General features: G+C 60.6%; 22 protein-coding genes. All 22 read left to right on the forward strand.

From position 1 onward, the window contains the following. The first annotated feature begins 3 nt into the window (after positions 1-3). The 22 genes from fliM (at position 4) to ACEN2T_RS04120 (ending at position 19,751) form a co-directional block, all read left to right on the forward strand. Positions 4-972 (forward strand): flagellar motor switch protein FliM, encoded by a 969-nt coding sequence (gene fliM / locus ACEN2T_RS04015; RefSeq protein WP_010208755.1) that lies wholly within the window; start codon positions 4-6, stop codon positions 970-972. A gap of 43 nt (positions 973-1,015) precedes the next feature. Beyond that, a complete protein-coding gene (fliN, locus tag ACEN2T_RS04020) occupies positions 1,016-1,483 on the forward strand; it encodes a flagellar motor switch protein FliN (RefSeq protein ID WP_032887893.1) in 468 nt (155 codons plus the stop codon). 1 nt (position 1,484) lies between these two features. After that, complete coding sequence (gene fliO, locus ACEN2T_RS04025) at positions 1,485-1,925, forward strand: flagellar biosynthetic protein FliO (protein WP_032887895.1); 441 nt, start codon at positions 1,485-1,487, stop codon at positions 1,923-1,925. Beyond that, positions 1,925-2,668, forward strand: coding sequence for a flagellar type III secretion system pore protein FliP (gene fliP / locus ACEN2T_RS04030; protein WP_032887897.1), 744 nt, complete (start codon positions 1,925-1,927; stop codon positions 2,666-2,668). The genes fliO and fliP overlap by 1 nt, the downstream gene beginning before the upstream one ends. Before the next feature lie 4 nt (positions 2,669-2,672). Further along, a complete protein-coding gene (fliQ, locus tag ACEN2T_RS04035) occupies positions 2,673-2,942 on the forward strand; it encodes a flagellar biosynthesis protein FliQ (protein ID WP_003214552.1) in 270 nt (89 codons plus the stop codon). A gap of 4 nt (positions 2,943-2,946) precedes the next feature. Continuing rightward, positions 2,947-3,732 (forward strand): flagellar biosynthetic protein FliR, encoded by a 786-nt coding sequence (fliR, locus tag ACEN2T_RS04040; RefSeq protein WP_032887898.1) that lies wholly within the window; start codon positions 2,947-2,949, stop codon positions 3,730-3,732. A gap of 3 nt (positions 3,733-3,735) precedes the next feature. Next, positions 3,736-4,872, forward strand: a complete 1,137-nt coding sequence (gene flhB / locus ACEN2T_RS04045) for a flagellar biosynthesis protein FlhB (RefSeq protein ID WP_095185434.1) — start codon at positions 3,736-3,738, stop codon at positions 4,870-4,872. A 411-nt stretch (positions 4,873-5,283) separates the two neighbouring features. Continuing rightward, complete coding sequence (locus tag ACEN2T_RS04050; protein WP_032887903.1) at positions 5,284-5,487, forward strand: cold-shock protein; 204 nt, start codon at positions 5,284-5,286, stop codon at positions 5,485-5,487. Between the two features lie 158 nt (positions 5,488-5,645). Beyond that, complete coding sequence (gene flhA, locus ACEN2T_RS04055) at positions 5,646-7,760, forward strand: flagellar biosynthesis protein FlhA (protein WP_185160066.1); 2,115 nt, start codon at positions 5,646-5,648, stop codon at positions 7,758-7,760. A gap of 12 nt (positions 7,761-7,772) precedes the next feature. Further along, positions 7,773-9,089 carry a flagellar biosynthesis protein FlhF gene (gene flhF, locus ACEN2T_RS04060; protein WP_032887905.1) on the forward strand — a complete coding sequence of 439 codons (1,317 nt, stop codon included), beginning with the start codon at positions 7,773-7,775 and terminating at the stop codon, positions 9,087-9,089. 106 nt (positions 9,090-9,195) lie between these two features. After that, entirely contained in the window at positions 9,196-10,029 is an 834-nt protein-coding gene (fleN, locus tag ACEN2T_RS04065) for a flagellar synthesis regulator FleN (RefSeq protein ID WP_003192912.1), read from the forward strand. After that, positions 10,026-10,766 carry an RNA polymerase sigma factor FliA gene (gene fliA / locus ACEN2T_RS04070; protein WP_015885174.1) on the forward strand — a complete coding sequence of 247 codons (741 nt, stop codon included), beginning with the start codon at positions 10,026-10,028 and terminating at the stop codon, positions 10,764-10,766. Before fleN ends, fliA begins: the two co-directional genes overlap by 4 nt. A 170-nt stretch (positions 10,767-10,936) precedes the next feature. Beyond that, entirely contained in the window at positions 10,937-11,311 is a 375-nt protein-coding gene (locus ACEN2T_RS04075) for a chemotaxis response regulator CheY (RefSeq protein WP_160385018.1), read from the forward strand. An 18-nt stretch (positions 11,312-11,329) separates the two neighbouring features. Then, a complete protein-coding gene (locus ACEN2T_RS04080; RefSeq protein WP_032887907.1) occupies positions 11,330-12,118 on the forward strand; it encodes a protein phosphatase CheZ in 789 nt (262 codons plus the stop codon). A gap of 11 nt (positions 12,119-12,129) precedes the next feature. After that, positions 12,130-14,325, forward strand: a complete 2,196-nt coding sequence (locus ACEN2T_RS04085) for a chemotaxis protein CheA (RefSeq protein WP_122756988.1) — start codon at positions 12,130-12,132, stop codon at positions 14,323-14,325. A gap of 48 nt (positions 14,326-14,373) precedes the next feature. After that, positions 14,374-15,513, forward strand: coding sequence for a protein-glutamate methylesterase/protein-glutamine glutaminase (locus tag ACEN2T_RS04090; protein WP_032887910.1), 1,140 nt, complete (start codon positions 14,374-14,376; stop codon positions 15,511-15,513). After that, entirely contained in the window at positions 15,513-16,253 is a 741-nt protein-coding gene (locus ACEN2T_RS04095; protein WP_032887912.1) for a flagellar motor protein, read from the forward strand. Before ACEN2T_RS04090 ends, ACEN2T_RS04095 begins: the two co-directional genes overlap by 1 nt. Positions 16,254-16,268: 15 nt before the next feature. Beyond that, positions 16,269-17,156, forward strand: coding sequence for a flagellar motor protein MotD (gene motD / locus ACEN2T_RS04100; RefSeq protein ID WP_032887913.1), 888 nt, complete (start codon positions 16,269-16,271; stop codon positions 17,154-17,156). A 50-nt stretch (positions 17,157-17,206) separates the two neighbouring features. Further along, the gene (locus ACEN2T_RS04105; protein ID WP_032887915.1) at positions 17,207-17,995 is read left to right on the forward strand and encodes a ParA family protein; all 789 of its coding nucleotides are present in this window, start codon (positions 17,207-17,209) and stop codon (positions 17,993-17,995) included. Further along, positions 17,995-18,795, forward strand: a complete 801-nt coding sequence (locus ACEN2T_RS04110; RefSeq protein ID WP_032887917.1) for a CheW domain-containing protein — start codon at positions 17,995-17,997, stop codon at positions 18,793-18,795. The genes ACEN2T_RS04105 and ACEN2T_RS04110 overlap by 1 nt, the downstream gene beginning before the upstream one ends. 80 nt (positions 18,796-18,875) lie before the next feature. Beyond that, the gene (locus tag ACEN2T_RS04115) at positions 18,876-19,358 is read left to right on the forward strand and encodes a chemotaxis protein CheW (protein ID WP_032887919.1); all 483 of its coding nucleotides are present in this window, start codon (positions 18,876-18,878) and stop codon (positions 19,356-19,358) included. Further along, positions 19,359-19,751 (forward strand): DUF2802 domain-containing protein, encoded by a 393-nt coding sequence (locus tag ACEN2T_RS04120; protein WP_032887921.1) that lies wholly within the window; start codon positions 19,359-19,361, stop codon positions 19,749-19,751. Positions 19,752-19,879 lie beyond the last annotated feature (128 nt).

Below are 19,879 nucleotides of genomic sequence, written 5' to 3' on the forward strand. Positions count from 1 at the left end.
GACATGGCCGTGCAAGACCTGCTGTCCCAGGATGAAATCGACGCGCTGTTGCATGGCGTCGACGACGGTCTGGTACAGACCGAAATGGCTGCCGAGCCCGGCAGCGTCAAAAGTTATGACCTGACCAGCCAGGATCGCATCGTCCGTGGACGCATGCCGACGCTGGAGATGATCAACGAACGCTTCGCTCGCTACACCCGGATCAGTATGTTCAACATGCTGCGCCGCTCGGCGGACGTGGCGGTGGGCGGCGTGCAGGTGATGAAGTTCGGTGAGTACGTGCATTCGCTGTACGTTCCCACCAGCCTTAACCTCGTCAAGATCAAGCCGTTGCGCGGCACTGCGCTGTTCATCCTCGACGCCAAACTGGTGTTCAAGCTGGTGGACAACTTCTTCGGCGGTGACGGTCGTCATGCCAAGATCGAAGGCCGTGAATTCACCCCCACCGAATTGCGCGTCGTGCGCATGGTGCTGGAGCAGGCCTTCATCGATTTGAAAGAAGCCTGGCAGGCGATCATGGAAGTCAATTTCGAGTACATCAACTCGGAAGTGAACCCGGCCATGGCCAACATCGTCGGCCCGAGCGAAGCGATTGTGGTGTCCACTTTCCACATCGAACTCGATGGCGGCGGCGGCGACCTGCACGTGACCATGCCGTACTCGATGATCGAGCCGGTGCGCGAGATGCTTGATGCCGGTTTCCAGTCCGACCTGGACGACCAGGACGAGCGTTGGGTCAAGGCCTTGCGCGAAGACTTGCTGGACGTCGATGTGCCGCTGAGCGCCACCGTGGCACGTCGCCAATTGCGCCTGCGGGATATTTTGCACATGCAGCCGGGAGACATCATCCCGGTCGAATTGCCGGAAGAAATGATCATGCGCGCCAACGGCGTGCCGTCGTTCAAGGTCAAGCTGGGTTCCCATAAGGGCAACCTGGCGCTGCAAGTGGTTGAGCCGATCAACCGTCGCTGATGCATCCCCTATTTATGAATGTTTGCTCCGCCGAGGACATGTAATGGCTACCGAACACGAAAACACTTCCGCCGAAGACCAGGCTCTGGCTGACGAATGGGCTGCGGCCCTGGAAGAAACCGGCGATGTTGGCCAGGACGATATCGACGCCCTGCTGGCCGCCGATGCCGCCACTGCCCCCGCAGGTAACCGCCTGCAGATGGAAGAGTTTGGCAGCGTGCCGAAGAACAACGACCCGGTGACCCTCGATGGGCCGAACCTGGACGTGATCCTCGACATCCCGGTGTCGATTTCCATGGAAGTGGGCAGCACCGACATCAACATCCGCAACCTGCTGCAACTCAACCAGGGCTCGGTGATCGAGTTGGATCGCCTGGCGGGTGAGCCCTTGGACGTGTTGGTCAACGGCACCCTGATTGCCCACGGTGAAGTGGTGGTGGTCAACGAAAAGTTCGGCATCCGCCTGACGGACGTGATCAGCCCAAGCGAACGCATCAAGAAGTTGCGCTGATATGAAGCGGCTGATGGTGGGACTGTTGGTCGCGCTGCCATTGGGCGCTTGGGCCGCAGAGCCGGTGGCCCAGGCGGCCGCCGCGGCGGCGCCGGTCGGCAGCGGCCTCGGTGGCCAGTTGACCCAACTGGTGCTGGGGCTGTTGCTGGTGGTTGGCCTGATCTTCGTGTTGGCCTGGCTGTTGCGCCGCGTACAGCAGGTGGGTCCGGGTAACGCGCAGGTGATCGAGATGATCGGCTCCCGCGCCCTCGGCCCGCGTGATCGGCTGGTGCTGGTGCAAGTGGGTGAAGAGCAGATCCTGCTGGGCCTCACTCCTGGCCGCATCACCCCGTTGCATGTGCTCAAGACCCCGGTGAACGTGGATCAGTCCAAGCCCGCCACGCCCGAATTCGCTCAGCGCCTGATGGAACTGTTGGGCAAGGATCAGAAGGATAAGAAGTAATGCGCGTGTTATTGACGCTCATGCTGTGGCTGGCGGCGCCGTTGGCGTTTGCCGCCGACCCGTTGTCGATCCCGGCGATTACGCTGGGTACCAACGCGGCCGGGGCCCAGGAGTATTCGGTCAGCCTGCAGATCCTGCTGATCATGACCGCGCTGAGCTTTATCCCGGCGTTTGTGATGCTGATGACCAGCTTCACGCGGATCATCATCGTGTTCTCGATCCTGCGTCAGGCCCTGGGCCTGCAACAGACGCCGTCGAACCAGATCCTCACCGGCATGGCGTTGTTTCTGACCATGTTCATCATGGCGCCGGTGTTCGACAAGGTGAACCAGCAAGCCCTGCAGCCCTATCTGGCGGAAACCATCACCGCCCAGGTGGCGATTGACCGGGCACAGGTCCCTATCAAGGATTTCATGCTGTCGCAGACCCGCTCCAGTGACCTTGAGCTGTTCATGCGCCTGTCCAAGCGTACCGACATCGCGACCCCGGACCAGGCGCCGCTGACCATTCTCGTACCGGCCTTTGTGACTTCCGAGTTGAAGACCGCGTTCCAGATCGGCTTCATGATCTTTATCCCGTTCCTGATCATCGACCTGGTGGTGGCGAGCGTGCTGATGGCCATGGGTATGATGATGCTGTCACCACTGATCATCTCGTTGCCGTTCAAGATCATGCTGTTTGTGCTGGTAGACGGTTGGGCGCTGATTATCGGCACCCTGGCCGGCAGTTTCGGCGGGGTATAGCGCAATGACGCCAGAAGTAGCCGTCGACCTGTTCCGAGAAGCGCTGTGGCTGACCACCATGATGGTTGCCGTGCTGGTGGTGCCGAGCCTGTTGGTGGGCCTGCTGGTGGCGATGTTCCAGGCTGCCACCCAGATCAACGAACAGACCTTGAGCTTCCTGCCGCGCCTGCTGGTGATGCTGATCACCCTGATCGTCGCCGGCCCGTGGCTGGTGCAAACCTTTATGGAATACATCCTGCAGCTGTACGGCAGTATTCCTCAGTTGATCGGCTGATCGGGTGAATTCCCTGCTGGCATTGACCGACACCCAGATCAGCACGTGGGTGGCGTCGTTCATCCTGCCGTTGTTCCGCGTGACGGCCATGTTGATGGCCATGCCGGTGTTCGGCACGACCCTGGTGCCACGCCGGGTGCGCCTGTATTTGGCGGTGGCGATCACGGTGGTGCTGGTGCCGGGCTTGCCGCCCATGCCGTCGGTGAATGCCCTGGACCTGAGTGCCCTGATGCTGATCGCTGAACAAGTCCTGATCGGTGCCATGTTGGGGTTTTCCCTGCAACTGTTCTTCCAGGCGTTTGTGATCGCCGGGCAAATCATCTCGATCCAGATGGGCATGGGCTTCGCCTCCATGGTCGACCCCACTAACGGTGTGTCGGCCGCGGTGATCGGGCAATTCCTGACGATGCTGGTGACCTTGCTGTTCCTGGCGATGAACGGGCATCTGGTGGCGTTCGAGGTGCTGACCGAAAGCTTCACCACCTTGCCGGTGGGGTCGGGGTTGGTGGTCAATCACTTCTGGGAAACCGTCGGGCGCCTCGGTTGGGTGCTGGGGGCTTCGCTGTTGCTGGTGCTGCCGGCGATTACCGCATTGTTGGTGGTCAACATCGCGTTTGGCGTGATGACCCGTGCGGCACCGCAGTTGAACATCTTTTCGATTGGTTTCCCGTTGACCCTGGTGTTGGGTATGGGGATTTTCTGGATCGGCCTGGCCGACATTCTCAATCAGTATCAACCGCTGGCGACCGACGCCTTGCAGTTCTTACGTGATCTGGCACGGGCGCGCTGAGCCATGGCCGAGAGCGAGAGTGGTCAGGACAAAACAGAAGACCCCACGGAGAAACGTAAAAAGGACTCCAGGGAAAAGGGCGAGATTGCGCGCTCCAAAGAGCTCAATACCGTTGCGACCATGATGGCCGGTGCTGGCGCCTTGCTGATCTACGGCGGTGGTTTGGCGCTCGACTTGCTGGAGCTGATGAAGCACAACTTCACCTTGCCTCGTGAGGTGTTGCTTAACCCGGATGCGATGGGGCAATACCTGTTGCACTCGGGCAAGATCGCGATCCTGGCGGTGCAGCCCATCCTGATTACCTTGTTGCTGGCCGCGCTGATCGGTCCGGTAGCCCTCGGCGGCTGGCTGTTCGCCGCGAGCAGCATGGCGCCTAAGTTCAGCCGCATGAACCCCGGGGCCGGGCTCAAGCGCATGTTCTCCGCCAAGGCCCTGGTGGAGCTGCTCAAGGCCCTGGCCAAGTTCATCCTGATTCTGTTTGTGGCGCTGATGGTGTTGTCGTCAGACATCGACGACCTGCTGCGTATCGCCCACGAACCGTTGGAGTCGGCGATCATCCACAGCGTGCAGGTGGTCGGCTGGAGTGCGCTATGGATGGCCGCCGGGCTGATCATCATTGCGGCAGTGGATGCGCCGATCCAGCTGTGGGAAAGCCACAAGAAACTGCTGATGACCAAGCAGGAAGTGCGCGACGAACACAAGGATCAGGAAGGGCGGCCCGAGGTCAAGCAACGCATCCGCCAGCTGCAGCGGGAAATGTCCCAGCGCAAGATGATGGCGTCGGTGCCCGACGCCGACGTGGTCATCACCAACCCGACCCACTACGCCGTGGCCCTCAAGTACGACCCGGAGAAGGGCGGCGCACCGATGCTGCTGGCCAAGGGCAGCGACTTTACTGCGCTGAAAATCCGCGAAATCGCCGTGGCCCACGACATCCTGTTGCTCGAATCGCCGGAACTGGCGCGGTCGATCTTCTACTCCACCGATCTCGATCAGGAAATCCCCGCCGGGCTTTACCTGGCCGTGGCTCAGGTGTTGGCGTATGTCTATCAGATCCGCCAATACCGCGCGGGCAAGGGCAAGCGTCCGGACCCGCTCAAGGATCTGCCGATCCCGCCGGAATTGCGCCGCGATTCCTGATTATCAGCTGCCCCGAACTCTCCCTCCCGGCTCCATCCTTCCCCCTAGCACTCGTCGTTGTCGGTCGTCTACCTGTCAACTTTGACAGTAGCTGCCGTCCCTTTATCGCGGTTCCATAACACTGGGTTTTCCACGCACATTGCTGTGCGTGAGGCAGAGGGTGTTGCAATGGAAGTGGTTAAAGGGACGGTCGAGGAATACGACCGCAAAACAGGGGAGGGAGTGATTGCAATGGATGGCGGCGACGAACACGTGTTGGTGGATCTCACGAGTTCTGCAGGGATTTGGCTCAGAGAGGGCCTAAGGGTGCAATTTACGAGGATCCACCGCCCTGAGGGCGTATTCGCGTCCCATATCAAGATTATCCAGTGAGTCTCGTGTGGTGTGCTGAGCGAGGTCAGGAGAGCGGCAATGTCGACAGGTACTGTGAAGTGGTTTAACGGGGAAAAAGGCTATGGCTTTATCAGTCAGGATGGTGGGGGAGATCTCTTCGTCCACTATTCGGCGATCAAGGGCGAGGGCTATAAAACCCTTGAGGAGGGGCAGAAAGTGGAGTTCAAAGTAGAAACAGGTCAAAAGGGTGATCAGGCTACCGAAGTGCAAATCGTCAGTTGAATTGCCCGGCCTGATAGTGCTCCAGCGTGCTTGGGAGCAATCCGCGTTTTTTAAAGCAAAAGTTGGAAGGCTTCTTGCAATACCGCCTCCAGGACGCCTTCCGGCGTCAAAAGTTTGCTTCAAGGAAACGAGGAATACCGGTGGTGGATCGCTCTCAAATGCTCGGCACGGCCCGTACGACCCTGACTGACCTCTCGCGGGGCAATCTGGGTGTGCCGTTGTTGTTGCTGGTGATGCTGGCAATGATGATGTTGCCGATGCCGCCGTTCCTGCTGGACGTGTTCTTCACCTTCAACATTGCGTTGTCGGTCGTGGTCCTGTTGGTATGCGTTTACGCCCTGCGGCCGCTGGACTTTGCGGTATTCCCGACGATCCTGCTGGTGGCGACCCTGCTGCGGCTGGCGCTCAACGTGGCGTCCACCCGCGTCGTCATGCTCCACGGCCAGGACGGCCACGCGGCCGCCGGTAAGGTGATCCAGGCCTTCGGTGAGGTGGTGATCGGCGGTAACTACGTGGTCGGTATCGTGGTGTTCGCGATCCTGATGATCATTAACTTCGTGGTGGTCACCAAGGGCGCCGGGCGGATTTCCGAGGTGAGCGCGCGCTTTACCCTCGACGCCATGCCCGGCAAACAAATGGCCATCGACGCCGACCTCAACGCCGGTCTGATCGACCAGAATCAAGCCAAGACCCGCCGCCTGGAAGTGGCACAGGAAGCCGAGTTCTACGGCTCCATGGACGGTGCCAGCAAATTCGTGCGCGGTGACGCCATCGCTGGCCTGTTGATTCTGTTCATCAACCTGATCGGCGGCATGGCCGTCGGTATCTTTCAGCACGGCATGACCTTCGGCGATGCGGGCAAGGTGTACGCCTTGCTGACCATCGGTGACGGTTTAGTGGCGCAATTGCCATCACTGTTGTTATCTACAGCTGCAGCCATCATGGTGACCCGTGCGTCGGGCTCCGAAGACATGGGCAAGCAGATCAGCCGGCAGATGTTTGCATCGCCCAAGGCGTTGGCCGTGGCGGCGGGCATCATGGCGATCATGGGTATCGTCCCGGGCATGCCCCATGTGTCGTTCCTGAGCATGGCGGCCATGGCGGGCGGTGGTGCCTACCTGTTCTGGAAGAAGCAAAACGCGGTCAAGGTCCAAGCCCTGCAAGAAGTTGCGCGTCAACAAGAACTGCTGCCATCGCCAGCCCGCGCCCAGGAAACCAAGGAGTTGGGCTGGGACGACGTGACCCCCATCGACATGATCGGCCTGGAAGTCGGCTATCGCCTGATCCCGCTGGTGGACCGCAACCAAGGCGGCCAATTGCTCGCGCGGATCAAGGGCGTGCGTAAGAAACTCTCGCAGGATCTGGGCTTCCTGATGCCCACCGTGCACATCCGCGACAACCTCGACCTGGCTCCGAGCGCCTACCGCCTGACCCTGATGGGGGTGATCCTGGCCGAAGCCGAGATCTATCCGGATCGCGAGTTGGCGATCAACCCAGGCCAGGTGTTCGGCAGCCTCAACGGCATTACCGCCAAAGATCCGGCTTTCGGCCTGGAGGCGGTGTGGATCGAAATCAGCCAGCGCAGCCAGGCGCAGTCACTGGGCTATACCGTGGTGGACGCCAGCACGGTGGTCGCGACCCACCTCAACCAGATTCTGTACAAGCACTCCCACGAGCTCATCGGCCACGAAGAAGTCCAGCAATTGATGGGCTTACTGGGCAAAGCCTCGCCAAAACTGGCGGAAGAGCTGGTGCCCGGCGTGCTGTCGCTGTCGCAATTGCTCAAGGTGCTGCAAGCGCTGCTGGCCGAACAGGTACCGGTACGCGACATTCGCAGCATTGCCGAGGCCATCGCCAACAACGCCGCCAAGAGTCAAGATACCGCCGCGCTGGTGGCTGCGGTGCGTGTCGGATTGTCCCGTGCAATCGTGCAAAGCATTGTAGGGCTTGACTCTGAGCTGCCTGTGATCACCTTGGAACCAAGGTTGGAACAAATATTGCTCAATAGTATTCAGAAGGCAGGACAAGGCCAGGAAGAGGGCGTTCTGCTGGAGCCAAGCATGGCTGAAAAGCTGCAGCGTTCGTTGATCGACGCCGCACAGCGTCAGGAAATGCAGGGCCAACCGGTGATTCTGCTGGTGGCAGGTCCGGTCCGCGCGATGTTGTCGCGGTTTGGACGCTTGGCAGTACCGAATTTGCACGTTTTGGCTTATCAGGAAATTCCTGACAACAAGCAAGTGACTATCGTCGCGACAGTAGGGCCCAACGGCTGAGGGTAGTGGGTTATGCAAGTTAAGCGTTTTTTCGCCGCCGATATGCGTCAGGCCATGAAACTGGTCCGTGATGAGCTGGGCGCCGACGCCGCGATTATCGGTAACCGTCGTATTGCCGGCGGTGTCGAGCTGACGGCTGCCCTGGATTACACCCCCTCGGCGCTGGCGCCGCGTGTACCGAACATGGAGCTCGAAGACGAGCTGCGCAAGACCGCTTCGCGCATCGTCTCGGCCCAGGCTGAGCTGAGCATGCGTGGCGACAGCGATACCACCACCAATCGCCAGTTGTTCGCCGGGCTGCCGCTGACCGCTGCCGAACCACTGGTTGAGCCGACCTTCGTCGAGCCGCCGCGTCCTGCCGCGCCAGCCCCGGCCGCCGCAGTTGACCAGCGTGTGTTCGACTCGATGCGCTTTGAGCTCAACGGCCTGCGCGAACTGCTGGAAGTGCAGCTCGGCTCGCTGGCCTGGACGCAGCTGCAAGGCAGCAAACCGCAACAGGCCAACCTGTGGCGTCGCCTGCAACGCATTGGCTTGTCCGGCCCGTTGTCCCGCGACCTGCTGGCCCTGACCACCGAAATCGAAGAACCACGCCAGGCCTGGCGCATGTTGCTGGCCCACCTGGCGCGGATGATCGCTACCCCGGAAATCGAACCCCTGGAAGAGGGCGGTGTGATCGCCATGGTCGGCCCTGCCGGCATGGGCAAGACCACCACCCTCGCCAAGCTGGCAGCGCGTTATGTGCTCAAGTACGGCGCGAATAATATCGCGCTGGTGAGCATGGACAGCTACCGGATCGGCGCCCAGGAGCAGCTCAAGACGTTGGGCCGCATCCTCAATGTACCGGTGACCCACGTCGACCCGGGCCAGTCCCTGGCCAACGCCCTCGATCCGCTGCTGCGCAAGCGCGTGGTGCTGATCGACACCGCCGGCTTGCAAGCCAGCGACCCGGCGTTGCGCATGCAACTGGAAACCCTGGCCGGGCGTGGCATCAAGTCGAAAAATTACCTGGTGCTTGCAACCACCAGCCAAAAACAGGTTCTTACCGCTGCGTACCATAGCTACAAACGCTGTGGCCTGGCCGGTTGCATCCTCACGAAACTGGATGAAACCGCCAGCCTGGGTGAAGTGTTGAGCCTGGCTATCAGTCATGAATTACCGGTTGCCTACCTGACCGACGGGCCGCGGATCCCGGATGATCTTCATCTGCCGCGCCGTCATCAGTTGGTCAGCCGTGCCGTCAGCGTGCAAATGCAAGAAGAGCCTAGCGAGGAAGCGATGGCCGATATGTTCGCCGACCTCTACCACAACCCGGCAAAACGGGTCGGTTGAAGTCAGGATGAACACCGTGAAATGTACCTACATTGATGGTCTGCAAGCGATTCACGCGGCCAAGCCATGTAGCCTGCGTCTAAGCAAGACAAGGTAAAGAAATAAAATGGGCAGCATGCATCCCGTACAGGTGATCGCGGTGACCGGCGGCAAAGGTGGCGTCGGAAAGACTAACGTGTCAGTGAATTTGTCCCTGGCCCTGGCAGAGCTTGGCCGTCGCGTCATGCTGCTGGATGCTGACCTGGGGCTGGCGAACGTCGACGTTCTGCTGGGACTGACGCCCAAACACACCCTTGCCGATGTGATCGAGGGGCGCTGTGAGCTGCGCGACGTGCTGCTCCAGGGCCCTGGCGGGATCCGCATCGTGCCGGCTGCCTCCGGTACCCAGAGCATGGTGCACCTGAGCCCGGCGCAGCATGCCGGCCTGATCCAGGCATTCAGTGATATTGGCGACAACCTCGACGTGCTGGTGATCGACACCGCCGCCGGGATCGGCGAGTCCGTGGTCAGCTTCGTGCGCGCCGCGCAGGAAGTCCTGCTGGTGGTCTGCGATGAACCCACCTCGATCACCGACGCCTACGCCCTGATCAAACTGCTTAACCGTGACTACGGCATGAACCGCTTCCGCGTCCTGGCCAACATGGCCCAGAGTCCGCAGGAAGGGCGCAATCTGTTCGCCAAGTTGACCAAGGTCACGGATCGCTTCCTCGATGTCGCCTTACAATACGTCGGCGCAGTTCCCTACGACGAGTGCGTGCGCAAGGCTGTGCAAAAGCAGCGTGCAGTCTACGAAGCGTTCCCTCGTTCCAAATGCGCATTGGCGTTCAAGGCTATTGCCCAGAAGGTCGATACCTGGCCGTTGCCCGCCAACCCTCGTGGGCATCTGGAGTTTTTCGTCGAGCGATTGGTACATCAGACGAGCGCAGGACCGGTGCTATGACAGCGAATGGCTACAACGCCTACAAGAAATCTGCCCGTGACAGTCAGGGTGAGTTGATTGAGCGCTATGCGCCGCTGGTCAAGCGTATCGCCTATCACTTGCTGGCTCGCCTGCCCGCCAGCGTGCAGGTCGAGGACCTGATCCAGGCCGGCATGATCGGCTTGCTCGAAGTGTCGACCAAATACGATGCCAGCAAAGGCGCGAGTTTCGAGACGTATGCGGGTATCCGTATCCGTGGCGCGATGCTTGATGAGGTGCGTAAAGGTGATTGGGCGCCGCGTTCGGTGCACCGAAATACGCGCATGGTCAGCGACGCAATTCGTGCAATTGAAGCAAAAACCGGTCGCGACGCTAAAGATCATGAAGTTGCGGCCGAACTCCAATTGAGTCTCGACGATTATTACGGGATTTTGAACGATACCTTGGGCAGCCGCCTGTTCAGTTTCGACGACCTGTTGCAGGACGGCGAACACGAAGGGCTGCACGAGGACGGCGCGAGCGCGCATATGGAACCGTCACGCGACCTGGAAGATGAACGCTTCCAGGGTGCATTGGCGGACGCCATTGCCAACTTGCCCGAGCGCGAGCGGTTAGTGTTGGCGCTGTATTACGACGAAGAGCTGAACCTCAAGGAAATCGGTGAGGTCCTGGGGGTCAGCGAATCGCGTGTCAGCCAGTTGCACAGCCAATGCGCAGCCCGCTTGCGGGGGCGTTTGGGAGAGTGGCGAGCGCGCTGACAGGCAGTGTGGGGAGCATTGCAAAGCGATACCGCGAGGGTGATAGGCCTTCGTGGGTTCGATCCGTGGTGCCCCCGGCAGTCCTTTTTGTGTAATGCCTGTTGATTGAAATGGCGCGTCCAGGTGCTGGGCGCGTTTAAGACTGCTTGGAGGTCGAATTGGACAAGAACATGAAAATCCTCATCGTTGATGACTTCTCAACGATGCGGCGGATCATAAAAAACCTGTTGCGTGACCTTGGGTTCACAAACACGGTCGAGGCGGATGACGGCCTTACGGCGATTCCGATCCTCAACAGCGGGAGCATCGACTTTCTGGTAACAGACTGGAACATGCCGGGCATGACCGGTATCGACTTGTTGCGCCACGTGCGTGCCGACGAAAAACTGCGCAGCCTTCCCGTGTTGATGGTGACCGCCGAAGCCAAGCGTGAACAGATCATCGAAGCCGCCCAGGCCGGGGTCAACGGTTACGTAGTCAAGCCATTCACTGCACAGGCCTTGAAAGAGAAGATCGAAAAGATCTTTGAACGCATCCACGGCTAATGCCATCGCGGGGGAGCTATGGAGCATAAAGAAACGTCACAGGGAGACTTTGAGTCGACCCTGAAAAAGCATGCTCACCAGTTGGTCGACAGCCTTGAAAAAGGCCACTTCGGCGACGCGGTGCAGTTGATCCATGAGCTCAACCAGACCCGTGACCGCGGCCTGTACCAGGAAGTGGGCAAGCTCACACGCGAGCTGCACAGTGCGATCGTCAATTTTCAGATTGACCCGCACATGCCCCAGGCCGAAGAAATCTCGCAGATCACTGATGCCACCGAACGCCTGTCCTATGTGGTCAGGCTGACCGAAGCCGCGGCTAACCGCACCATGGACCTGGTGGAAAATGCCACGCCTCTGGTCAACGGCATGGCCAATGAAGCCCAGGCCCTCAGCGTTGACTGGGGCCGCTTCATGCGTCGCGAAGTCGGGGCTGAAGAGTTTCGTGAATTGGCCCGTCGGGTCGACGGTTTCCTGTCGCGCAGCGAACAGGAAAACCGCACGGTTTCCAGCAACCTCAATGACATTCTGCTGGCCCAGGATTACCAGGACCTCACCGGTCAGGTGATCAAACGTGTAACCCAGTTGGTTACCGAAGTGGAAAGCAATTTGCTCAAATTGGTGCTCATGGCTGGCCAGGTAGACCGTTTTGCCGGCATCGAACATGACCGCGAAGCGATCCTCTCTGAAAAAGATCCACAAAAACATCTCGCCAAGGGTGAAGGTCCGCAGATTCATGCCGATAAACGTGAAGACGTTGTGTCAGGTCAGGATGACGTAGATGACCTGTTATCCAGTTTAGGCTTCTAAGGAGCACCCACATGAGCTTCGGCGCCGATGAAGAGATCCTTCAGGATTTCCTTGTAGAGGCCGGCGAAATTTTAGAGCAACTGTCCGAACAACTGGTCGAGCTGGAAAGCCGACCGGATGATGCGAACCTGCTCAATGCAATTTTTCGCGGTTTTCATACTGTAAAAGGGGGCGCCGGCTTCCTCCAGCTCCATGAGCTGGTGGAGTGCTGCCACATCGCCGAGAACGTGTTCGACATCCTGCGCAAGGGTGAGCGTCACGTTGATTCGGAATTGATGGACGTGATTCTCGAAGCACTGGATGCGGTCAACGGCATGTTCAGCGAAGTTCGCGAACGTGCCCCGATCACGGCTGCCACCCCGGAACTGCTGGCCGCCCTGGCGCGCTATGCAGAGCCAGCCGACACCACGGCAGCGCCGGTGGTTGAGGCCGCGCCTGAGCCGGTGGCGGAGCCTGAAGCGGATGTGACGGACAATGAGTTCGAACAACTGCTCAATTCCCTCAGTGCCGTCAAGGCCGAAGCTGAAGCACCGGCCGCCGTTGCCCCGGCAGCGGCACCGACCAGTGAAGACATCACCGACGCCGAGTTCGAATCCCTGCTCGACCAGTTGCACGGCAAAGGCCAGTTCGCCGCCGATGCGGTGGCGCCTGTCGCGGCTGCCGAAGCGCCTGCGGCCCCGGCCAGCACCGACATCACCGATGACGAATTCGAAGCCTTGCTTGACCAGTTGCACGGCAAAGGCACGTTTGCGGTCGACGCCCTGCCGGAAGTGGCGGCAGCGCCTGCTGCTGCGGCGGCTGCCAGTGCCAAGCCTGCGGACGATGGGTTGATCTCTGATCACGAATTCGAAGCGCTGCTGGATGATTTGCACGGCAAGGGCAAGTTCAGCGAAGTCGCCCCAGCGGCTGCAGTCGCCACGGCAGCACCGGCTGCTGCTAAAGCGGCTGCGCCTGTGGCAGCGGCCAAGCCCGCAGCCCCGGCTCCAGCACCTGCGCGTGCGGCTGCGCCACCACCGGCGGAAAAACCCGCCAGTGAAGCCGAAACCACCGTGCGGGTTGATACCGCGCGTCTGGACGACATCATGAACATGGTCGGCGAGCTGGTACTGGTGCGTAACCGCCTGGTGCGCCTGGGCTTGAGCAGTGGCGATGAAGCCATGCAGAAGGCCGTATCGAACCTCGACGTGGTGACGGCTGACCTGCAAACCGCGGTGATGAAAACCCGGATGCAGCCGATCAAGAAAGTCTTCGGCCGCTTCCCGCGCCTGGTTCGTGACCTGGCGCGCCAGCTGAAGAAAGAGATCAACCTGGAACTGGTGGGTGAAGAAACCGACCTCGACAAAAACCTTGTCGAGGCCCTGGCCGACCCGCTGGTCCACTTGGTGCGCAACGCTGTCGATCACGGCGTCGAAACCCCTGAAGAACGCGAAGCCTCGGGCAAGTCCCGTGGCGGCAAGGTGATTCTGGCGGCGGAGCAAGAGGGCGACCACATCCTGCTGTCGATCACCGATGACGGCAAGGGCATGGACCCGGCGATCTTGCGCAATATCGCCGTCAAGCGTGGCGTGATGGACAAGGACGCCGCCGACCGCCTGACCGACACCGAGTGCTACAACCTGATCTTCGCCCCTGGCTTCTCGACCAAGACCGAGATTTCCGACGTGTCGGGCCGTGGCGTGGGCATGGACGTGGTGAAGACCAAGATCAGCCAGCTCAATGGCTCGATCAACATCTACTCGACCAAGGGCCAGGGCTCCAAGATCGTCATCAAGGTGCCGTTGACCTTGGCGATCATGCCGACCCTGATGGTGATGCTGGGCAACCAGGCGTTCGCCTTCCCGTTGGTCAACGTCAACGAGATCTTCCACCTCGACCTGTCGCGCACCAACGTGGTGGACGGTCAGGAAGTGGTGATCGTGCGTGATAAAGCGCTGCCGTTGTTCTACCTCAAGCGCTGGCTGGTTGCATCGGCTGCCCATGAGGAGCAGCGCGAAGGCCATGTGGTGATTCTCTCGGTGGGCACTCAGCGGATCGGCTTTGTCGTCGATCAACTGGTTGGCCAGGAAGAAGTGGTCATCAAGCCTTTGGGCAAAATGCTGCAGGGAACCCCGGGCATGTCGGGTGCGACCATTACCGGTGACGGTCGGATCGCGCTGATTCTCGATGTTCCGAGCATGCTCAAGCGTTACGCCGCACGGCGTATTTGATTCTGGCGGGGCAGGGCGGTAATGCCCGCCCCGCCTAACGGAGTGTTTATGGCAGTCAAGGTCCTGGTGGTGGACGATTCGGGTTTCTTCCGCCGCCGCGTCTCGGAAATTCTTTCCGCCGATCCAAGCATCCAGGTGGTCGGTACGGCCACCAACGGTAAAGAGGCGATTGATCAAGCCATTGCGCTAAAGCCGGACGTGATCACCATGGACTACGAGATGCCGATGATGGATGGCATCACGGCAGTTCGGCACATCATGCAACGCTGCCCGACCCCGGTATTGATGTTCTCCTCGCTGACCCATGAAGGTGCCCGAGTGACCCTCGATGCGCTGGATGCCGGTGCGGTGGACTTCCTGCCGAAGAATTTCGAAGACATCTCGCGCAACCCCGATAAGGTCAAGCAACTGCTGTGCGAGAAAGTCCACAGTATTTCCCGCAGTAACCGTCGCAGCCTGTTCAGCGCCCCAGCACCCGCCCCGGCGCCGGTAGCTGCGCCGTCTGCGCCCACCAGTTCCTCGTTCAGTCGCCCGGCGCCTGCCCCGGTTACCCGGCCTGCGCCGCCGCCGGTACGCACGTCGGCACCGGCTGCCGCGCATGCTCATTCGCCAGCGCCCAAGCGCAAGGCTTACAAGCTGGTTGCCATTGGGACTTCCACCGGTGGCCCGGTGGCCTTGCAGCGCGTATTGACCCAATTGCCGGCCAACTTCCCGGCGCCGATCGTGTTGATCCAGCACATGCCAGCGGCGTTCACCAAAGCGTTTGCCGAGCGTCTGGACAAGTTATGCCGCATCAGCGTCAAGGAAGCCGAGGATGGCGACATCCTGCGCCCTGGCCTGGCGCTGCTGGCCCCAGGCGGCAAGCAGATGATGGTCGATGGCCGTGGCGCGATCAAAATCCTTCCAGGTGACGAGCGCCTCAACTACAAGCCGTGCGTGGACATTACCTTCGGTTCGGCGGCCAAGTCCTACGGTGACAAAGTTCTGGCGGTGGTGCTCACCGGCATGGGCGCCGACGGTCGTGAAGGCGCGCGCCTGCTCAAGCAGGGCGGCAGTGCGATCTGGGCCCAGGACGAAGCCAGCTGCGTGATCTATGGCATGCCCATGGCCATCGTCAAGGCTGACCTGGCCGACGCCGTTTACAGCCTGGACGACATCGGCAAGCATCTGGTGGAGGCCTGCCTCTGATGGATGTATTGAGCCTGATCGGCATCATCATGGCGTTTGTCGCCATTATCGGCGGCAACTACCTCGAAGGCGGCCACCTCGGCGCCCTGGCCAACGGCCCGGCGGCGCTGATCGTGATTGGCGGCACTGTGGGCGCTGCGTTGTTGCAGTCACCGATGAGCTCGTTCAAGCGTGCGATGCAGATCGTGATCTGGATCATCTTCCCGCCACGTGTCGACTTGGCCGGTGGCATCGACCGGGTAGTCAACTGGAGCCTCACCGCACGCAAGGAAGGCCTGCTGGGCCTGGAAGGCGTGGCCGATGCCGAGCCCGACAGCTACTCGCGTAAAGGCCTGCAGTTGTTGGTCGACGGTGCCGAGCCGGAAGCGATCCGCAGCATCCTGGAAGTGGATTTCTACACCCAGGAAAGCCGCGACATCAACGCCGCCAAAGTCTTTGAAAGCATGGGCGGCTACGCGCCGACCATCGGCATCATCGGTGCAGTCATGGGCCTGATCCACGTGATGGGCAACCTGGCCGACCCTTCGCAATTGGGCAGCGGCATCGCCGTGGCGTTCGTCGCGACTATCTATGGTGTGGCCAGTGCCAACCTGGTGCTGTTGCCGGTAGCGAGCAAGCTCAAATCCATTGCCATGCGCCAGTCCCGTTACCGCGAGATGCTGCTCGAAGGCATTCTCTCGATTGCCGAGGGCGAGAACCCGCGCTCCATCGAATTGAAGCTTCAGGGCTTCATGGATTGATGGGGAGTAATGCCAATGAGCCGTCGCCGTCGCGAGCCTGAGGAACACGTCAACCACGAGCGGTGGCTGGTGTCCTATGCGGACTTCATCACCTTGCTGTTCGCATTTTTCGTGGTGATGTACTCCATCTCGTCGATCAACGAAGGCAAGTACAAAGTCATTTCCCAGGCGCTGATCGGCGTGTTCAACGACGCCGACCGTTCGCTCAAGCCGATCCCCATTGGCGAAGAGCGGCCCAAGAGCGTGACCCCGGCCAAGCCGCTGGTCAACGACAGCGACGAAACCGCTGCCGGCGTGGGCGGCACCAGCGATCCGCTGAAAAGCATCGCCGATGACATCAGTGCCGCGTTTGGCGACCTGATCAGCTCCAACCAGATGACCGTGCGCGGCAATGAGTTGTGGGTGGAGATCGAGCTCAATTCCAGCCTGCTGTTCGCCAGTGCCGATGCGTTGCCCAGCGACCAGGCGTTCACCATCATCGACAAGGTGGCGGCGATCCTCAAACCGTTTGAAAACCCGGTCCACGTCGAAGGTTTTACCGACAATGTGCCGATCAGCACCGCGCAGTACCCGACCAACTGGGAGCTGTCCTCGGCCCGTGCCGCCAGCATCGTGCGCATGCTCGCGATGCAGGGTGTGAATCCCGGGCGCCTGGCGTCGGTGGGGTATGGCGAGTTCCAGCCGGTGGCCAATAACGCCACCCTGGAAGGCCGCGCGCGCAACCGTCGGGTGGTGTTGGTCGTCTCACGCAACCTGGATGTGCGCCGTAGCCTGACCGGCACCGGCACCGCCAATGCAACACCGGATGCGGCCTTGAGGCGCGCTGGCACACAAACTGCACCGGCCCCTGCAAAGCCGCCGGTTCGGCAGAGTGCCGTCAATTCTCCGTCACCGGCTCAATAACCTATGCAATGTCTCGGTCGCGCACGTGCCCACCGGGAGGAACCATCCGAATGAGAGTCTGGGCAGTTGCCAATCAAAAAGGTGGAGTCGGCAAGACCACCACCTCCATCGCTTTAGCCGGCTTGCTGGCCGAGGCGGGCAAGCGTGTGGTCGTGGTCGACCTCGACCCCCACGGCTCGATGACCAGCTATTTCGGTTACGACCCGGACGCGCTGGAGCACAGCAACTATGACCTGTTCCTGCACAAGGGCAGCGTGCCGAGCGACTTGCCCGGCCAACTGCTGCTGCCGACCAGTAACGAGAGCATTTCCCTGCTGCCGTCCAGCACCGCGCTGGCCACCCTTGAGCGCCAGTCGCCGGGGCAGAGCGGCCTGGGCCTGGTGATCGCCAAGACCCTGGCGCAACTGTGGCAGGACTTCGATTACGCGATCATCGACAGCCCGCCGTTGCTCGGCGTGCTCATGGTCAATGCCTTGGCGGCCAGCCAGCAGTTGGTGATCCCGGTGCAGACCGAGCACCTGGCGGTCAAAGGCCTGGAACGCATGGTCAGCACCCTGGCGATGATCAACCGCTCGCGTAAACAGGCGCTGCCGTACAGCATCGTGCCGACCTTGTTCGATCGCCGTACCCAGGCGTCCCTGGGCACGTTGCGCGTATTGCGTGACGCGTATCCGCAGACCATCTGGAACGGCTACATCCCGGTGGACACGCGCCTGCGCGATGCCAGCCGCGCCGGGCTGACGCCTTCGCAGTTCGACGGTAAAAGCCGTGGTGTGTTGGCCTACCGCGCATTGCTCAAGCACCTGCTGTCCCAGCAGCTTGTTGCGCAGGTGGCGTGATGAATCGTCCTGTCGAACTTAAGACCCGGCCGCAACTGGCACTGGAATCCTACCTGGATGCCTTGTTGCAGGAAGCCACTGCAGAAGAATTGCCGGAACCGATCCTGGTGCTGGAGCCAGCGGTAGAAGAACCGTCGTCCAGTACCCTGGATGAGTTCCAGTTGGCCGTATTGGAAGAGCAGGCGCGTGATGCCTACGTCGCGCCGGTGATCGTGCCGGTCGCCGTCCCGGTGGTCATGCCCGTCGCGCCGGTGGTGGTCGAGCCCGTGGTGGAAGTGCACCTGCCACCGAATATTACGCCGCCGCCCGTGAGCGGCGATGGTCGTCCGGCCTGGGCGGCGGAGCCTTTCGAATGCCTGCTGTTCGACGTCGCCGGCTTGACCCTTGCGGTGCCGCTGGTGTGCCTGGGCTCGATCTACTCCCTGGCCGGCCAGGAACTGACGCCGCTGTTCGGGCAACCGGAGTGGTTCCTCGGAATCCTGCCGAGCCAGGCCGGTAATCTCAAGGTGCTGGACACCGCGCGCTGGGTGATGCCCGATCGCTACCGCGACGACTTCCGCCAAGGCCTGCAATACGTGATCTCGGTGCAGGGTTACGAGTGGGGGCTGGCGGTGCATCAAGTCAGCCGCTCGTTGCGCCTGGACCCTAACGAAATCAAATGGCGCAGCCACCGGGGCCAGCGGCCTTGGTTGGCGGGCACTGTAATCGAACACATGTGCGCGTTGCTCGACGTCGCCGAACTGGCCGAGTTGATCGCCAGCGGTGCCGTCAAGTCGATGCCCGTGAACATACGCAGTTGATTGAACAATAAGGGCCGCACGCGAGTGCGGTCGACGAAGCACACACGCCGTTCGTAACGGCATTTGAAGGGGTCATGGGTATGAATAAGTCAGCATCTGCACAAGGTTTGGATGATCCGATCCTGCAATGGGTTACCTTCAAACTGGACAACGAAACCTACGGCATTAACGTGATGCGCGTGCAGGAAGTGCTGCGCTACACCGAGATCGCCCCGGTTCCAGGTGCGCCGAGCTACGTGCTGGGCATCATCAACCTGCGCGGCAACGTGGTGACGGTGATCGACACCCGCCAGCGTTTTGGCCTGGATACCGTCGAAGTCAGCGACAACACCCGTATCGTCATCATCGAAGCCGACAAGCAAGTGGTCGGGATCATGGTCGACAGCGTGGCCGAAGTGGTTTACCTGCGCCAATCGGAAGTGGAAACCGCGCCGAACGTGGGTAACGAGGAATCAGCCAAGTTCATTCAGGGCGTTTGCAACAAGAACAACGAACTGCTGATTCTGGTTGAGCTGGACAAGATGATGAGCGAAGAAGAGTGGTCGGATCTGGAGAACATCTGATTGTTCCTTGAAGCAGCAGTGATTGTCCTGGCCCTGCTGTGGGCCGGGACGCTGGCGTTTATGCTGCGCTATGTGCGCCAGCAGCGAGAATTGGCCATGCAACAGGCCGAGCGCGATGCGCTGCGCGACCGGCGCATTCTGGAGTTGGTCAAGCGGGTTGATCACTTCCAGCAAAGTGCGGTGAGGGTCGGGGATGAGGTGCATGAACTGCGCGCCATCCTCGCGCCGTTGCCGGACAAGCTGGCGCAGATTGAGCAGCGCGACCCTGCGAGCCTGTCGTTTGCCCAGGCAGCGAAGCTGGTGGGCATGGGTGCGACGGTGGATGAACTGACCCAATCCTGCGGTTTGACTCAGGCTGAGGCGCAATTGATGAGCAAATTGCACAAAAACTGAGGATTAATTTTCACACCTGAAAAACCGCTATAACCCTTGAGTTAGAGCGTTGCAATGTGACAGTCATGGCGGTCTGCAGTGGCCGCTTTTGCGAATCAAGTCACAGTGCCATGTTTTGCTGGGGCACT

Source organism: Pseudomonas sp. W22_MBD1_FP4 (genome assembly GCF_052113765.1).
Classification (GTDB): domain Bacteria; phylum Pseudomonadota; class Gammaproteobacteria; order Pseudomonadales; family Pseudomonadaceae; genus Aquipseudomonas; species Aquipseudomonas sivasensis.

Excerpts from the sequence above, each read along its gene's own strand:
- fliM (WP_010208755.1), top strand. The coding sequence starts at position 4 with ATGGCCGTGCAAGACCTGCTGTCCCAGGATGAAATCGACGCGCTGTTG.
- fliN (WP_032887893.1), top strand. The coding sequence starts at position 1,016 with ATGGCTACCGAACACGAAAACACTTCCGCCGAAGACCAGGCTCTGGCT.
- fliO (WP_032887895.1), top strand. The coding sequence starts at position 1,485 with ATGAAGCGGCTGATGGTGGGACTGTTGGTCGCGCTGCCATTGGGCGCT.
- fliP (WP_032887897.1), top strand. The coding sequence starts at position 1,925 with ATGCGCGTGTTATTGACGCTCATGCTGTGGCTGGCGGCGCCGTTGGCG.
- fliQ (WP_003214552.1), top strand. The coding sequence starts at position 2,673 with ATGACGCCAGAAGTAGCCGTCGACCTGTTCCGAGAAGCGCTGTGGCTG.
- flhB (WP_095185434.1), top strand. The coding sequence starts at position 3,736 with ATGGCCGAGAGCGAGAGTGGTCAGGACAAAACAGAAGACCCCACGGAG.
- ACEN2T_RS04050 (WP_032887903.1), top strand. The coding sequence starts at position 5,284 with ATGTCGACAGGTACTGTGAAGTGGTTTAACGGGGAAAAAGGCTATGGC.
- flhA (WP_185160066.1), top strand. The coding sequence starts at position 5,646 with ATGCTCGGCACGGCCCGTACGACCCTGACTGACCTCTCGCGGGGCAAT.
- flhF (WP_032887905.1), top strand. The coding sequence starts at position 7,773 with ATGCAAGTTAAGCGTTTTTTCGCCGCCGATATGCGTCAGGCCATGAAA.
- fleN (WP_003192912.1), top strand. The coding sequence starts at position 9,196 with ATGGGCAGCATGCATCCCGTACAGGTGATCGCGGTGACCGGCGGCAAA.
- fliA (WP_015885174.1), top strand. The coding sequence starts at position 10,026 with ATGACAGCGAATGGCTACAACGCCTACAAGAAATCTGCCCGTGACAGT.
- ACEN2T_RS04075 (WP_160385018.1), top strand. The coding sequence starts at position 10,937 with ATGAAAATCCTCATCGTTGATGACTTCTCAACGATGCGGCGGATCATA.
- ACEN2T_RS04080 (WP_032887907.1), top strand. The coding sequence starts at position 11,330 with ATGGAGCATAAAGAAACGTCACAGGGAGACTTTGAGTCGACCCTGAAA.
- ACEN2T_RS04085 (WP_122756988.1), top strand. The coding sequence starts at position 12,130 with ATGAGCTTCGGCGCCGATGAAGAGATCCTTCAGGATTTCCTTGTAGAG.
- ACEN2T_RS04090 (WP_032887910.1), top strand. The coding sequence starts at position 14,374 with ATGGCAGTCAAGGTCCTGGTGGTGGACGATTCGGGTTTCTTCCGCCGC.
- ACEN2T_RS04095 (WP_032887912.1), top strand. The coding sequence starts at position 15,513 with ATGGATGTATTGAGCCTGATCGGCATCATCATGGCGTTTGTCGCCATT.
- motD (WP_032887913.1), top strand. The coding sequence starts at position 16,269 with ATGAGCCGTCGCCGTCGCGAGCCTGAGGAACACGTCAACCACGAGCGG.
- ACEN2T_RS04105 (WP_032887915.1), top strand. The coding sequence starts at position 17,207 with ATGAGAGTCTGGGCAGTTGCCAATCAAAAAGGTGGAGTCGGCAAGACC.
- ACEN2T_RS04110 (WP_032887917.1), top strand. The coding sequence starts at position 17,995 with ATGAATCGTCCTGTCGAACTTAAGACCCGGCCGCAACTGGCACTGGAA.
- ACEN2T_RS04115 (WP_032887919.1), top strand. The coding sequence starts at position 18,876 with ATGAATAAGTCAGCATCTGCACAAGGTTTGGATGATCCGATCCTGCAA.